A 16036-nucleotide genomic window follows, 5' to 3' on the forward strand; every position below is an offset into this window, starting at 1 on the left:
ATTTGACGGCCGATCAGCGGGATTCGGAGGTGTCCTCTGAGGCATTCGCCGAACTCAGCGGTTTTCGACGTGATTTGTTGGTCGTGATCAATGGATTGGAAGCACCGAAAGGACTCGAAATTAAACGGGAACTAGAGGAGTACTACGACGGAACGATTCACCATGGTCGTCTTTATCCCAACCTGGACACGCTCGTGGAAGCAGGCTTCCTCGAGAAGTCGGCACAGGACGAACGGAGCAATCGATACGAGCTGACGGACTTCGGTGCCAATCACATTGAAGCTCGATATCACTGGCAACAGAATCGAGTCGCCACTAACGAAAATCAAACACGCACTCCTGAACCCGAAGATAGGACGACATCAAGGACCACTAAGGACGACACACCCAGTAAGAGAGAGCAACGAGATAATACTTACACAGAAAATATTCCTCAGGGTTCGGCCACAGAGGATGGCAAACAGGACTCTGACAGTGAGCTAACCGAAGGAGATGACTTCGAATGGGGCGTCGAAGAGTCGGACACAGTCTCGGACGACCTCGGTGAAGTACCAGAAGGACGTCTCTCTAACGTAGTTGCAGAAGTGATGAAAATTCGAGATATTTCATCTGGGAAGCGCGATTCAATCGTCGACATCAAGCTATCGAACGGGAAGCGAATCGACTTCACGATCTGGAACAAGCACGACATTGAGATTGATTTTCAGATTGGGGATAAACTCCGGTTAAATGAGGTCAGACTCAAGCGATGGGAAACCGATCACGGATACGCTCATCAATTGAGTAGTACGAAAGACCTCACAATCGTTCCCATTGAGGGATCTGGTGTTCAGCGGCCGCTTGAGGAAGATGAAGAAGACGAGTGTGTAAGTGGTGAGTCAGAGAAAGCGCACGACATTGATCAGCTTATTGGAGTGGGAGGTGCGACGAAAGCCGACGCGGAGGCTCTCATGGAATCCGGGTATATGACGACTGCGGATCTAGAAAATGCCTCGCTCGATGACCTCCGTTCCGTCTCGGGACTTGACGACGGAACGGCTTTGCGTATCAAAGCAGAACTCGGGTAGCGGAATAGCCGCTTGATGCCTACGACAACGAGAGCTCCACGTAATCTTCGAGGTCGGAATCGCGCAACAAGTCGATTTGCTTGTCGGTAAGCTCGTCGAGAAAGAGTTGTTTATCGGATAGCAATCCCTCAACGATCGGTTCTAACGGCGTCCCAACGTACGGGCCGAATATCTCTTCGCGGCACTCTTCGAAGTACTCCCGCATGTCCTTTCCGTAGTCTGCAGCCCGCTGCTTGAGTCTTTCAAAGCTCCACTCATCGTCTCGGTAGACTTGTCCTTTCCAATCCCAATCGGAGAGGAGTTCGTGGACCGCTTGGAGTCTGACTTCGCTCACACGTTCAACACGCTCATTGAGTCGCCTCATTCCGTTCACGCGACTCTGCATTCCGATTCGAATCTCGTGAATCTCGTTACTCACCCGGCGTTTCTGGTCTTCAACCTTCGATCTGAGCGCATCGATGCGGTCACCGAGTGCCTCGAAATCGTCTTTTTCCAACAACTCTCGTGCCTCGGCAACGGCTTGTTTGGCATCTTCGTCGATTTCGAGATTAGTCTGAAGGAACTCTTCAGCCAGGATCCGTTGGAGTATCGTTTCCTCCATCGTTTCGGCGATATCCTCTAATCGGGAAGCAAGCTGTCGGTGACGATACTGTTGGTAGATCTCTTCGATGCTTTCTTCGAAATTTTTGTCGGGCAAATTTTCAGATTGTTCAGTCGACATAGTGAGTACTCACCTCCGTGAACTCCTCTCCGAGCTTATCGGTACCACTAGTTCCTGTTAGCGGGACTTCTCTGAAATTCGTCACCACTACATCGTTATCAAGCTTCAGACTAGCCAGAGTTGCTGTAGTTCTAGCGAATGGATTTCCACCATACAGCCGATTGGCAAGCTCAGCTGCACTCACGGCATCATCCAACTCTGATTGAGTGTGATTACACACCTGCCCTAGCTGTTCCGTGAGATCGGGATCAACCGCATCGTACGTCTTCAGTTTCTTGTACCGATCATTAACGGATTGTATGTCCGTATCCGACAGCATCTCTGAGACGTATTCAACGGCTTCGCGCTGATAGCCGTGGTCCGTTGTGTCGTTGAGCGCCTTCCTGACATCGTACATCGTGTCAGCAAGGTCACTTACGTTATGACCCGATGCGAATCGGACACGTGATGCGATATTTCCGATGTATTGGCGACCGAGCATCCCGAGAACTTCGAAAGGCGGGTTTTGCTCCAAACGGTTGCGGACCTCCGGTACGTCGAGAGTGCTGGCAGAAACGCCTAGCAACGAGCCAAGCACATCTTCGACGTACTTTGCGTCTTCCATCGCTTCCTTGACTGCCTTAATCTCCTCATGTCCAAGCACTTCGTCAAGCCCCGAGAGCAGTTGCCGGTCAATCATGAGTTCATCGTCAGATTGGTACCGCTCGTTCAGCCGCTCGGCAGTCACTTCGTGCCACGGATCATCGAGAAGTGTTAGCGTCGAATACGTTGCGAGAAGGAAGTCAGTGAAATCGTATCGAGCGTGCCGCTTGTAGAACACGCTGTCGCCGTTCAGTTGTGTTTCGATGATCTTGTTACGCCACTCTTCAGCGTATCCGGTGAGTTGAGTACCGGCGGCTTCCAACTGTGCCGAATAGTCTGCGGATCTCGGTTCCATGTCTCGACGTACTCCAAATTCGACGAGCCGACGAAGGTCGGAACGGCGAAAATCACCTCTGTCAAGGATGATCTGGTCGGGATCCGGTGGCTCGTTCGAATCCGGATAGACGAATGGAGATTTCTGGCTACTGAGCATGTAGCGCAGTGAGGTCCCCTCGATTAGACGGAGATCATCAGTGATCTCTTCCAAGAGATCCCGGAGAGCACGTTTGACGTACTCGTCCGTTTCAATATACTTCGTCGGGTCTTCGATCCACGAGTCAATCTGTTCTTTTTGTTCCTTGATTTCCTGTTCAAGTCTAGATGGACCACCACCACCAATTTTGTAGCCGCACTCAGAACAAATCCGGCTACCATCGGTATCAGTCCTCCACGCTACAGCACCACACTCAGGACAGGGATCGGGGTTTGGTCCGTCCCCGGTAGATGCTATCTCTACCTGATGAGCGCCAACTTCTATTTCGCTGGGTAGCCCGGTCGTTTCGAAACCAAACGCGTCGACAAATTCTCTATTGATAACGACGTGGTCCCCCTGCTCACGTCCGTACCATTTAGCGAGATCGGCGTACTCCTCGGCATCTTCGTAAACCTCGTCTGCAACAGAAACCGTATTCCCGAGTGGCCTGAGAACGTCCGCGGACGACGGAGCTTCAATATATCCTTCATGGTAATCTTGTAACACCTCGAATATCGTCATAATAAATTCACGCGGGGACTGCTGACTCTCGTCGAATCCGGCATAGATCCGCCGAACGAACGTCTGGTTGAACGGGAATAAGTCACGGAACGATTCCTCACAGAAGCCACAATCGGCGCAGATGGATCCCTCTGGGGCTTCTTTGAGATCGAACGTTCCATCGTCGGTGTCCCGGTCGTATTGAACGCTATCGTCGTGTGATTTGATATATCCGAGATACGGGCGCACAAAGTCGACTGCGGAATCTTCGTTCAGGAATAGCACCGTATTCGAATCCTGTTCATTCGTTTGGAAGAACTCGAAGCGATCCTCTGCCGTCCGGGTGTGTAAAACCTCTGTAGAGTCACGGGTTCCCGCGACAATGAAGTCCCAATTGTCCGCGGACTTGTCGCGCTCCATGTACTTTCGAAGTCGCTCTGCTTCCATCGCGGCGATAGAGAAGTCCTCGAAGACGATGACTGGCCGAGTGTCCTCGAACTGTTGTCCGACTTGGTCAAGCACGTCACCAAGCGATGAGGTATCGTAGTTCTCCCTGATTACCTGCCAAAGAGCGTTGTTGAACGCTTCGACGGCTTCTGAAACGCCAATCTCCTCATTGAAAATTTTCAGTTCATCGCGCTGTCTGTATTCGTTTTCTCCGATGAACTGAATCTTCTGAGCATACTCGCCCCGCTCGACGAGACGATTCAGTTTCTCGGCGATATAATCACGTATCTTGTCGGTCTGCTCACCGTCGGGAGCAACGTCGTACCCCTGCCTGCGCAGTGTGAGCGTCGCTCCCGAAGTGGCATTGTCCGCTACGGTCTGCGGGATATCGACGATGTCGTCACGTAGACGCTTGAACTCAGACGCTCCCGACAGCTCTTCACCGAAGTGCTCCTGGTAGAACTCCGGAATCCGCTCGGAAAGGATCGACATCAGATCGTCGTCTTTGTCGATGTGAAGCATCGGACGACCGTCGAGTCGGAGCCGGTGAGAGAGGTACGCACAGAGTTCCGATTTACCGGTACCGACTTCTCCTTCGATGACGACGGCGAAATTCCCGACGCGATTATCAGAGAATTCTTGATAGATGCGATCCTCACCCCACGTTTCACCTCCCGCGGCTGTACCGCGGAAGACCTCCATGGGACGGTGCGTGAATTGGAAGAGGTCGTAATCCTCAGAACGGACTGCAGCGACCTTACTGAACAATCGACGAAGCGTCTCTTCATCGACTTCGTCGAAGTGTGGACAACGTGCCGGGTCGGATTCGTCTGGTTTCACAATTTGATTCATTGAATCACCTCAATCGAGTTCGCGTCTCTGTCGATTCCCCTCCGCCGAGGGACTCCATTCAGATCGACGGCAGCAGCGTCGCCCGATTCGACAATTCTAATCTCCTCCTCCCGCACTAGGTTGAAAAGAACCCGCGAGAGGGAGGCTGGTACGTTCCCGTCGGCTGTAAGCTCAATAAGAAAGAGGTTTTCCCGCAGCCAATCGATATACTCTGTAATTGTCACGCGTCCGTTTGTCCCAACTTCGTTCACTGCAAGCTGTATCGACTCTTGAATCATATCCGGGCCTGGGTAGACGGTATGTCTTCTGCCGTTGGCCTTGTGAACGAGGTTAAGAAAGTCAACGAGCCGGGACCAGTTGACGAACTTGTGTTCGTTTAAATCAATCTCTCCATGTTGAGACTGAGGAACGTATCCACGCTCGCGGTGCCGTCGGTTGATCTTCTTGTACAGGGAGGAATCGTCGGAATCGAATGCTTGAATTTCCTCTTGAAGGAGGTATTGATAGTTAAGTAGGACAACAGACTGTCTTCCCCAGTCTGTTTCCTCGGCTTCCGAAGTAAGGTTATATAGCACACCAAGCCGGAAGTCGAGCTCTTCATCGCCGGTCTTCCACGGGAGGTCAACGGCGTAGTAATCGGGCTCTCGACGGCCGACGAGTCCAATTGCACGCAACCCGTTTATTCCTTGGTTCAGAAGATCGTCACTAAGTACGGTGTCGTTTTTGAGTTCATCTTTGGTGGTGTTTCCGCGCTTTATCGACCAGTAAACGGTCCGCAACGGGGCAGGCGTCTGTACCGTGTTCAGAATGTAAGGTGCTGTTTCGCTCATAGTGAGTGCATTAGCCAGTCGTGATACCGTGCGTCTATCGGGCTCGTCTCGGGGTTGAGATCCTTCGCCGCCTCCCGGGCCAAACGGATCTTTGGACTACGTTTCGCGTAGGAGGGGTCAAAGGTTGTTCCTTCCATCGAGACGGACCGATTCAGATCGTGTGCGACCTCCGATGCAGTCGATTTGTCCCACTCGATTCGTCGTCGGAGCCAGCCTCCGAAGGCTTCGATCACGTCGTCACTCTCCAAGGGTGAGACCCCAAGTTCGTCCCGGCGTGCGAAAATGTTTGAGAAGGTCTCGTAGAGTGGAAGGTATGGCGCTTCCGTGAGTTCGTCGAACAGTTCGGACGTCGTCTCAACCGTATCACCTTCGACCAGCTCATAGAGGTTCGCGTTGTCTTGTACAAAGAGATTTTTTGTGTCTCGAAGCGGCATCCCCCAGCCTTCGCTCTCGTAATGCTCGACAAATGCCTCATAAACGCGGTCATACCGCCCGATATGTCGACAGAACGGCTCGTGGTAGAGGGGGCGGAGACCACCAGATGGTTGGAAGCGACGCTCGTCAGCGACGACGATCAATGATCCCTCGGAACTCGCGTATCGATTGACGAGGTCATTCATCGTGTACTGCGTGTTCTTTTCGTAGTAGCTCGTCGTGACGACACAGAGGTCCTCTGACGGAGGAAGCTGTATTCCCCCGCTAACGTGATAATCATACCCGGGAAAGTCGTATTGTCTACCCCCACGTTCGTGTTGCCACGTGTGCTTGAGCTGACGCCACGAAGTCGGGTACGTGGCGTGTTCCGTACCGAGATAATTAATCGCGGGGAGCGATCGCAGTTTCCAATAATGGACGTTTCCATCTGGGTCGTGGATGAACGCGACATCAGCGTCGTTCATCCGATTTTGGACTGCTTGTAGACTCACTGCTCACCTCCATCGACGACGGCAGTAAGTGTCCGGTGATCAAGCAGATCATTTTCGAGATAGTGGCTCGGCGTCCGCGAGAGCAACAGACACTCGTCACAGTAGTCGACGCATCGGTCACAATCACCTACATCGACGACGTTGTCGGCGACCTCGTCAAGGCTCTCATGAACGTGCCAGCCGATACCGTTGCCACCCTGGCGACCGTCCACGATGTATACTTCAACCGCATCTTCGGTGATTGACGCCTTGACTCGATAGTCGGACCGGTCACACTTGACGACAACCGGAATAGCCCGATCAAGTGCCTGTTCGAGGCTGGTCAACAGCTGTGGCCATGAGGCCGTGGGATGGGTCACCCGTTCGAACCGCTCGGCGATCGCATCACGTTCAAACTCGAGGCGCAGTCCCTGCGTGTGATGTTGTTGCCCCACCGGACGGAACGTCTCTTCCTGTGACTTTTCGAGTCGCTCGCGCCACGAGAGTCCATCAGTAGAGCCGCCACCGTCCTCTCTCTCGATCAACGCCTGGGATCGCAGTATCTCGGTCGAAGGGCTCATCGAATGACCGCGCTCGAAAGCATAAACGAAGTCCGTCAGCTCGAATTGTCCGTATTCGATATCGCAATCTAAACCAAATAGCTTCGTCTCCTGACGGTCGCGCTCTGCGTCTGTCGAACGAACGTACGTCGACATCTGTGCGAACGTCCGATAGGAACGTTGTCCTCCCTTGGCTACCGAGCACTCAACTGACGAGATGCCGTGAATTTGTGTGGTCGTGAGGTCGGAGTCGCAATGTGGACAGATAGTCTCGTCAGGATCGAAGCTCCGGAACCGCCGATCACACTCCTCGTTGTCACAGACGGCGACATCAGTGAGCGGTTTCTGTGTTCCCCGGACGTCATCGACGATGTATTCTGTTCCGTGTAGCGACACCATTCCCCCGAGCTCGTTCTCTTCTCCGGGATACATGTCGTACAGTCGGCCACTCCCTTCGAAAGAGATCTCTTCCCGCTGACCGCTGAATTGAACGGGGAAGTTCTGACCGAAACTTCGGTAGTTGGCGAGATACCCGAGCTTACTCAGCCACTGATCGAGACGTGACGTGTTGCTTGTGAGATCTCGGTTTGTCGCCGCACCTGTGGACATCCCGCGGAGCCGCGAAAACGTCTGGTCAACACGCCGTGATAGGGAGAGCGGGCCGTCACCGAAGAAAACCTCTTCGTACACCTCGACTCCACGTTGGCCAAAAATACCGGAGAGATATTCTCGTAGGACATCGTCCATCTCCTCTTGAATGAACTCTTGGAGGATCTGTAGTTTGTCCTCAACGGAGGTGACAAACTTCTCCAAATTCTCAAGCTCCGGCTCCGAGAGCCGATAGGTCAACTCAAACACTTGGTCTTCGTGCGGATTTCGAGCAAGGTATGCGAATACCTCTGTGACGACGTGTCCCGCGAGTACCTCGTCGAAGTCCTCCGGATCAGGAATCCGAACGGGCTCAAATTCTCCGAGATAACTATCCAAATTGGCGTAGTAGTGGCCGTCGACTGGGTGTTGTCCACGGATCACCGTCATCACGAGTGACGAACTACCTCGCGTCCGACCAGTTCGCCCGGATCGTTGGACGTAGTTCGTGAGCGTCGGTGGAACACCGACTTGTGCGACCGTATCGAGGCTCCCGATATCGACCCCGAGCTCCATCGTCGGCGTTGAACTGACTACGTTCACCTCCGGTGGATCCTTGCGGAATCCTTCTTCGATAGCACCACGGATTGCTGGCGAGATGTTCCCTTTATGTATTCCGACCGTGACGAACTCTGGTTCCTCTCCCCCCTGAATCGGTTCGGTCACGTCGTGGGCCCAATGGTCAACAGCGTAGTCCCATCCGGACTCGACATCGGCGTATCCGGGAGTCGCCACGAATTTTCCCTCATCCGTTCGGGAGAACCGGGAATACGTCTCTATCGGTTTTCCACACTCCAAACAGGTATCGGGAGCGTCACCCGATTCCGTAGTGGGGAACGACGCGTAACACTCCGTACAGAACGCCGAGTCGGGAATCAAAATGAGATTCGACTCGTCCTCTCGAACGTTCCGAGTGAACACTCCGCTCTCTGCCGGCGGTTCGACCAACCCGCTTTGCTCGAGGGAATCTCTTGCCTCATCGAAGTAGTTCCCCACTTTGGCACGCTTCTCGTCATCTGTAATGTTGGCTCGATCGACTCCGCGCTTGAGGGATTCGTGACTGGCGACGGAGACGATTCCACTCTCAAGAAACCGACTTAGGACGTCGTTGAGGACGTTATCGATCCGGGCACGGCTGGTTTCGAGATCGCTGTCGAGTCGGTCGAGAACCTTCTCCCGAGATAACCCGTCGATCTTTACGCCGGCGTATTGGAACGAGGCGTCGCCGAGCACGAACCGCTTGTAGAGTGCATGTGCGATTGTGAGGTCCGTTGGATCATCGAACCCCATGACGGCATCAGCGGTCACAAGCGCGCTATCGAGTAGCGCCTCGCAGTTGGAGAGATATGCGTGAGCTTCGATATCCTCCCTCAACGGGACGAGGAAGTTGTAAGCTTCCGCGTCCTCGTCGAGATTCTCCTGAACTAGCGGCTCCCAGTACTCCTCGCGGAGGGTATCGGCAACCGACTTGAAAAGCTCGTACTGGTCGGCTTCACCACCAGCTTCTAGCAACTCTTGGAGGTAGACCGTCTGGGCCATCAGTCCATACTCGGTTCCAATGATTTCTTCGCCCACACTCTCAGCAGCGCTGTGCGAGTCCGAGAACACGAGCGTCTTATTGGACGGTGCGACACGGCATACCTCCGATAACATGTACGAGAGAAGCGAAGACGTGGGAACACCGATATCAGTTAATCGGGGCGATCCTCCGCATCCCGGGCAACCACCAGTACCATCACCGCGTATCGGTGCGAACGTTTTCTCTTCTTCCTCATTGTCGACCGCGACGTACGGTTCGTGACATGTCCCTTTGCGACAGAACTGTACCTCTGGGATTGGTGCGGCACCGCATTTACGACACCGGTTGTCTCTTGAGAGCGCCCCGCAGTCACGGCACCAGTGGACCCGGTGTGGTGGCTTGAGGAATACGTGGTATTTCTCAGTGACAATACCTGCGAGTCGACCGAAGGCCATGATCGTATCGAGAACGCCTTCCGGGTCTGAAACCCCTTCGCGCTCCACCTCCGCGACGAGGCCCTCGTAGGATCGGAATCCTACCTCACCCGTTGTATCCCGGTCGAACCACTCGGTGAAAGCTGCCACTTCGGGGAGTTCTTCAAGCACAAACTCAAGCCACCCACTCGCAAATCCACCGGACTCGATGGCGGCCTCAACGAGAGCGTCTCTACCCTCCTCCGTTCGCACGGTTTCGCCAACATCAGCTATATCGTTGGTTTCGGTATATTCGGCTGCTGCGTCGTAAAGTGGTTGGAACGCCCACCCCGGGGCTGAGGATGAAGGTTCGATAGAGTCCTGGGCCAGTAACCCGACCTCTCTGAGGGATTCAACCGCGCTCTGCAGACCATGCTCGGCGATAAATCTATCTGGGTCGGCTACACCGATTCGGGCGACTGCGAGCGCAGCCACGATCTCGTCGAGACTGCTCCCCGGGAGTCGGCCGAAATCGGGTGTAGTTTGAGGGCGGAACTTTCGGCCGGTGAACTCAACGCTGTTGATTGAATCCTCATCGCTACCGGTGAGTGAGGCGGCGAGTTCCGTGGGATTGTCTACTGTCGCGGACACCATCGTAACTTGCGGATCGTTGTCCGCATAGAACTCTTTTAGACGCCGCGAGAGCATTGAAATCGCTGCCCCTTGAATTCCGCTCCACACGTGGGCTTCGTCAAAAACGATATGCTCTAGCGGCTGCTGACCTGGCTGGTCTCCGAGAATGTTTCTTGTCTCCTCCTTATCGTTGACGAACATGTAATCCAATGCTTCCGGGTTCGTGAGGAGGATATCCACTCCCTGCCGGATAGAATCACGAGTTACCTTAATCCACGAGTAGGAGTTATCCGCCGTTCCGACCGCGGAATCACTCAGTATCCGCAGTTTCTCGTCCGGATTTTGTGGGTCTATTAGTCCGCGTACGTACGTCCCCTCCTCCATCTCGAAGTCCCGAGCCCCGACACGAGCCGGCGTATCGGAGTCCCAGATGCCGATTGTGATTCGATCTTCCGGGGCACGATCCCGATTGATGTGATCGAGGTATGTGATAAAACGGTTGAACTGATCGGATCCCAAGGTCTTCATGGGATAGAGAATTGCCGCTTTCAGTCCGGGATTGTCGACGGAAAGACAGGTGTTGAGGATCGGAAGGAAGAACGATTCGGTCTTTCCGGATGCGGTCGGGACCGCGAGAACATTGTCACCGGGATCAGTTTCTATCGCTTTGATCGTCTCCGCTTGGTGTTGGTAGAGCTGACCGTCAGAATCGCCGCCGAACACTTCTCGCCGAATAGCATCCACAATGTCGTCGTGGTAATCAAGACCGTCGAGAAACTCGGCAGCGGTCTGACTGTGGAACGCGGGTGCATCGACGAATTCGACAAAAGGACCCTTACGCTCGATTGTCTGATCAGAAACAAACGACTGAGCCCCCTCCACTCCATCGACATCGTTGAGCTTGGTCATGGCACGGTTCCACCAGGTGATCTCAGCTGCTCTATCGGTGGCAGCGTTGAGTCTGTCTTGTGGTGAATTCATTTTATATGGTATCTGATCTTACCTTCGGGTTCACGTACTCGACAACAGTAAGAAGGCGAGATCTCATGGCGTTCCGATGCCGGACCCGGATCGCTAGATTTGACGGTCGGTTTGTCAACGTTATCTCACGATTTACGCGACTCTGATGTAAAGTCACGGGTCAAAGAATCACGGTAGATACTGGCGCGCCGGTAAGAGTTTGCTGAAAACCACACCGTGAGGCCGTAATGGTCGTGGAAATCTACAGAAACTGCTTCCTTCCCCTTTTCTGTATTCCACGTTTATTATTAACAAGATATTTAGTTCGCAGTTATTCCAACCTACGCCGGAAGATTGAACTTGATATCCGAACCACACGTGGTATCTCACTCGATGAAATATTTTGATTCGAATTCGGATCGATCGCGCGTCGACGATGATGTAGAACCCCTCGTTCACGGGATTCTCGAAAATACGCAGATTTTCGGCCCAGATACAGAGGACCCTCCACGGGTCACCTCCGCGCTCAAATACGTTCAGGAGCCGCAGAAGCGCCGAAGTCCGGGAGAATACGACGGCGATGACGAGTTCATCGAGAACATTATCGACATTTTTGGATTTGAACCTCTGAACTTCCAACAGACGAGCTGGGACATCGTCCGCGACCTCAACGAACGACGAGGGGGAGGTGATTCCCAAGGTGCAATATTCTCTGCACCAACCGGATTCGGAAAAACGGAAGCGTTCCTCGGTCCGCTGTACCAGTTATTACAGGACGACGATCTCGATCGGGTTGCCCTAGTATATCCCAGTAAAGCGTTGTTACAGGACCAATTAGGCCGTGTCCTCGAACACCTCCACACGATCAAAACGACGACCGACGAGCAGCTGTCGGTCGGCGTTTGGTCGGGAGACACAGCATACAAGCCCGAGGACGTTTCCACGGAAGATGCACTGTTCGAGGGAACGGGTCGGAGAAAGCGGTTCAGACTTGCCAACTGTTGGTGCGGTGATCACCAAGATCCGCATGCGTTTCAGTACGAAGGGGGCGGAAGTCACTACGACCTCGTCTGTGAACACGACGAATCGCACCGATTTAGCGATCGAGAAGTCGTCCTGAACAGGGAGGACATCCGGCAGAGTGGTGGACCGGACATCGTTCTTACGACACTCGAATCGCTAGAGCTGTTCGGATTGAAACCGAACTACAGTCTCATCGATGACATAGATGCAATCGTCTTCGACGAAGTACACCTTTATACTGGGATTCGTGGCGCACACGCAGCGAACATCATCGAGAACATCGAGGAGATTACGGATCACTCAACGCTCTGGCTAGGAGCGAGTGCGACCGTCGACGACGCCGAGCAGTTTGCAGCCAAGATTTTCCCGATTCCGGACGGTCGGATTAGAGCTGTTTCTCCACCCGATGAAGACTTCGCTACCGATCACAACGATAAGGAGCATTACTTCTTCCTGAAGGCGACGGAGGACGGGCCCGGTGTCTCGTCTATGTTCATCCAACAGATCCTGCTTCTTGGTCACGCAATGCTCCAACAGAAGGGTGAACCACGCGGAAAGGTCCTCTCGTTTATCGATAGTATCAGCCAAGTTAATCAGAAGCGCTCGCAGCTAGAAGACGCGGACCGACAACGAGGTCTGTGGCGCTATCACACCGACATTGATGAGCCAGGGGACTGGCGCGAAGTTGCTAACGGGATGGACCGGGAATTTGTGGACGGACCTCTGAATTTCTCGTCCGTCTTCTCCGACGTTGGGTTCGATGCCTCAGTCGTACAAAGCGACGTACTCCTGTCGACGAACTTCCTTGAGGTCGGTATCGACGTCGGGGATATTTCGATCGTTACGCAGTATCGGACGCCGTGGAACCTCTCATCGTTCGTTCAGCGCGTCGGGCGTGCTGCCCGTGAGTCGGGAACAGACTCGTTCATCTTCGTCTTCCTATCGGATCTCACGAGCGACGCGAACATGTTCTACCGAGCTGATCGATTCCTCGGCTCCGAGATCAGGACACCACTGAAGTCTGACAATGAGGTAATTGATTGGATTCACGAGCGATACCGTGAGTTCTACGAGGTTTCATCACGCGTCCGTGACCGCCACCACTACTCCACGAGTCAAGAAAAGACGGAGTTTCACAAGGAGTATCTGGTCGATGAACTTGGCTGGGAATCGTATCATAACCTGATCTCCGATCCCCAGGCGGTACTGTCCCGTGAGCTTGGGATGACCGATTCATTCTCACCGTTGACCGGACAGGAGCCGATTACACACGTGTTGGCTAAAATCGAGAGCAGAGAGGCGGAAATACAGCGAAAACTGGGCAATCTCGGACTTGACGGTGACTCCTCTACCGGAAATACGGCGAGAGAGATGGTTGAAGGCGTCCGTGAGGACATACTGGCATACGTCCAAGAGCGAGTGGTCCTCGTGGAACGGTGTCGAGAACATGATGACCCACTTGTTGAGGAGTCAGTTCTCGACAGGTTGGAAGAAGTCCTCGTGCAGTCTAGAGACACCATTGCGGATTCGAATCCTGACCCGATGGCAGAGCTCGATCGCTTCCGTGACGTACTTCCTCTACTCTACGACTCTAAGGCAAGTGTCCTCAGAATAAAGAACGCCTACGATCGTGACGAGATAAATCTTCCACGACTCAATTACGATGTCGGTGACCTCGAGGACGCAGTCGAACGTGTTGCGGACGCGGCCGACGACGGAAGAGCGGGCGCGCTTGTCCGTGAGAGAAAACGGATTTACTACCTCAAACAATCTCTTGAGGAGCTCTACGACTACCAGTCGATCCAATCCAATTTCCTCAGTCTCTACTATGTCAAGCATCTCCTCCGCGGTGCGTACTACTACGATCGTTTTCTACAGGTTAACAATGATTCTCTCGGCGGGGAGGTATGGTATGTTCCCGAGAACTACTTCGATGACGCGGGGCAGTATTTCACCGTATTCCATGGAAAGAACGATACCGACGGGAGCGACCAGTCAATTGATACGTTAGTTCATTCGTATGCCCCCTTCAGAAGTGAATACAAACAAGAAGCCGGCCGTCTGCAAGCGTTCGTCCCCGAAACAGTAGTTGAAGACGATACGGTCCGGTTCGTTTTCGAAGACGTACCTGGCGAACGACGGGACGGCCTCATCATTCCCGACTCGATCAGACTCGACGAAGTCACTGATCTGAGCGGATCGAAGGCACTGAACATCGTCAGATACTGTCCGCAGTGTCTTCAGATTCTCGACCAGGATAGCTGCTTGCGTCATAACGACTCGGCCTACGGTAAGATCCATGCCAGCCCCGATGTCGAAACGGACGTTGTCCTCGGCGGTGATGCTGAATCGCGGGAGATTTCGACTCTCTCAGACGTTTCAGGCGAGATCAGACTCAGCGGTGCATCTTTAGAGATCACGCCGGCAACGTATGCTCGCTCGGCGGACGAATACATCTTCACGGGCGGTGATCGAATAGAACGCTCCATCGAGGCTCCCGAACAGACACTCGGATTCGAACTAGACACGCGCGGTATTACGTTCGACGTGTCGGGTTACCTCGAACGGATTGACGACCCGGATGTCATCTCACGAGTCGATCGATACAAGAATCGCTCCGAGGTCGGACTACGGGAGATTGGTGTACACACGGCCGCCCACTTTTTCACCCAATTGGTTGCCGACGTGGCTGGGGTAACTCCGGGATCGTTGTTTTACGGCATAGACTCCGAGGAGGAGGTTGTCTACGTCTTCGAGCGGTCGCAGGGCGGACAGGGACTCGTGGACATGGTCTTTGAGGACTTCCAAGAGGACCCGGGAACTACACTCGAATCAGCGACTCGGATCACGTACGATCCGCAGGTGATCTGCGAACGACTCTGGGCAGACGAAGATTTCATCGACAAGGTCTCCACTTCCGATATCGGTCGGGCGAAAATCGAGGAAATCGTCCGTGCATCGGACAGGGTGCCAGTGTTTGAACACGTCGTCGAGCAAGTCGTAGAAGAAGTACAGTCGTCCATCGATCGAGCCCGTCAACTCGTTCGTGAAGAGAACATATCCGTACGACGTGCGTGTACCGTGAAACACGTGGTCGCATCAGCTCGAATAGATGGTAATGACACGTATCCCGAGGAAGAAGTGAACAAGCACCTTACGGACTTCGACAATCACGATCGGGTGAAGGCGCTCTTCTTTTCACCGAATATCGACGGCTGCGTCGAGAATCTACAACTGTCGGAATGTATCTCAGGCCACGACCAATCGGACACGCTTAGTTACGTCCTCTTAGAGGAACTCCGTGAAGAGCTGATTCAGCGGGTTGAGCATGAAGACCTCGGTGATGAGCTATTTGACCGTGAAGTCCTACCGGGAGGTGAGTACGATGGGACGAGCATTTTCCTTACCCTCTAGCGGCCTCCGATATCTGCTCGGCCACGCACTCACATACAGTGAGCATGTCGTGATCTGTTCACCGTGGTTAAGCGATGTCGACGTACATCTCCCACTCACGAAGGATGTCAACGAACGCAGAATGAAGTTGACTGCTGCGATTAGAGCGTTGAACACCCAACTCGACGTCTACGTCCGGCCTGACGAATCGAGTAACGACTACGCACTCTCTCGACTCACGGATATTGAGAACGTCAACGTTCACCAGATTAGCGACCTCCATGCGAAAGCAGTGATCACCGAGAAGTACGTCTACGTCGGATCTGCGAATATTACCCGAGGGGGGCTACTGACCAATCTAGAGCTCTGCGAGGTTCTTGAAAACGACTACGGGAACGTAGAGACGTACCTCACAAAGGAGTTAGATCTAGGAAATTAACTCCGTCTGTG

The 16036-nt window shown here is 53.5% G+C and carries 7 protein-coding genes and 2 pseudogenes; 4 read left to right on the forward strand and 5 right to left on the reverse strand.

All coding sequences use genetic code 11. The annotated features are described in order from the left end of the window. Positions 1 to 29 precede the first annotated feature (29 nt). Positions 30 to 311, forward strand: a pseudogene (locus C468_RS18965) (PadR family transcriptional regulator); the annotation flags it as partial. A 603-nt stretch (positions 312 to 914) separates the two neighbouring features. Continuing rightward, positions 915 to 1067 (forward strand): annotated as a pseudogene (locus C468_RS19250) (helix-hairpin-helix domain-containing protein); the annotation flags it as partial. A gap of 19 nt (positions 1068 to 1086) precedes the next feature. On the opposite strand, the gene C468_RS17970 reads toward C468_RS19250, so the two are convergent. The 5 genes from C468_RS17970 to C468_RS04740 all read right to left on the reverse strand — a co-directional run bounded on the left by C468_RS17970 (position 1087) and on the right by C468_RS04740 (position 11119). Then, complete coding sequence (locus tag C468_RS17970) at positions 1087 to 1788, reverse strand: hypothetical protein (RefSeq protein ID WP_152422864.1); 702 nt, start codon at positions 1786 to 1788, stop codon at positions 1087 to 1089. After that, positions 1778 to 4552, reverse strand: coding sequence for a TFIIB-type zinc finger domain-containing protein (locus tag C468_RS04725; RefSeq protein ID WP_241430977.1), 2775 nt, complete (start codon positions 4550 to 4552; stop codon positions 1778 to 1780). Before C468_RS04725 ends, C468_RS17970 begins: the two co-directional genes overlap by 11 nt. 146 nt (positions 4553 to 4698) lie before the next feature. Then, on the reverse strand, positions 4699 to 5532 hold the full coding sequence (locus tag C468_RS17480; protein WP_008847732.1) for a hypothetical protein: 834 nt from the start codon (positions 5530 to 5532) through the stop codon (positions 4699 to 4701). Continuing rightward, positions 5529 to 6458, reverse strand: coding sequence for a hypothetical protein (locus C468_RS04735; protein WP_152422865.1), 930 nt, complete (start codon positions 6456 to 6458; stop codon positions 5529 to 5531). Before C468_RS04735 ends, C468_RS17480 begins: the two co-directional genes overlap by 4 nt. After that, the gene (locus C468_RS04740) at positions 6455 to 11119 is read right to left on the reverse strand and encodes a DEAD/DEAH box helicase (RefSeq protein ID WP_008847734.1); all 4665 of its coding nucleotides are present in this window, start codon (positions 11117 to 11119) and stop codon (positions 6455 to 6457) included. Before C468_RS04740 ends, C468_RS04735 begins: the two co-directional genes overlap by 4 nt. Positions 11120 to 11530: 411 nt before the next feature. Here C468_RS04740 and C468_RS04745 point away from each other — a divergent pair, with 411 nt between their 5' ends. After that, a complete protein-coding gene (locus C468_RS04745; RefSeq protein ID WP_241430978.1) occupies positions 11531 to 15607 on the forward strand; it encodes a DEAD/DEAH box helicase in 4077 nt (1358 codons plus the stop codon). After that, positions 15579 to 16025: a phospholipase D-like domain-containing protein gene (locus C468_RS04750; RefSeq protein WP_241430979.1), complete on the forward strand. Its 447-nt coding sequence runs from the start codon at positions 15579 to 15581 to the stop codon at positions 16023 to 16025. Before C468_RS04745 ends, C468_RS04750 begins: the two co-directional genes overlap by 29 nt. Positions 16026 to 16036: the final 11 nt, after the last annotated feature.

The organism is Halorubrum kocurii JCM 14978 (assembly GCF_000337355.1).
GTDB classification, from domain to species: Archaea; Halobacteriota; Halobacteria; order Halobacteriales; family Haloferacaceae; genus Halorubrum; species Halorubrum kocurii.

Bases quoted from the DNA above. Each gene is read 5' to 3' on its own strand.
- C468_RS17480 (WP_008847732.1), bottom strand. From the start codon at position 5,532: ATGAGCGAAACAGCACCTTACATTCTGAACACGGTACAGACGCCTGCC.
- C468_RS04740 (WP_008847734.1), bottom strand. From the start codon at position 11,119: ATGACCAAGCTCAACGATGTCGATGGAGTGGAGGGGGCTCAGTCGTTT.
- C468_RS04750 (WP_241430979.1), top strand. From the start codon at position 15,579: ATGGGACGAGCATTTTCCTTACCCTCTAGCGGCCTCCGATATCTGCTC.
- C468_RS04725 (WP_241430977.1), bottom strand. From the start codon at position 4,552: ATGGAGGTCTTCCGCGGTACAGCCGCGGGAGGTGAAACGTGGGGTGAG.
- C468_RS17970 (WP_152422864.1), bottom strand. From the start codon at position 1,788: ATGTCGACTGAACAATCTGAAAATTTGCCCGACAAAAATTTCGAAGAA.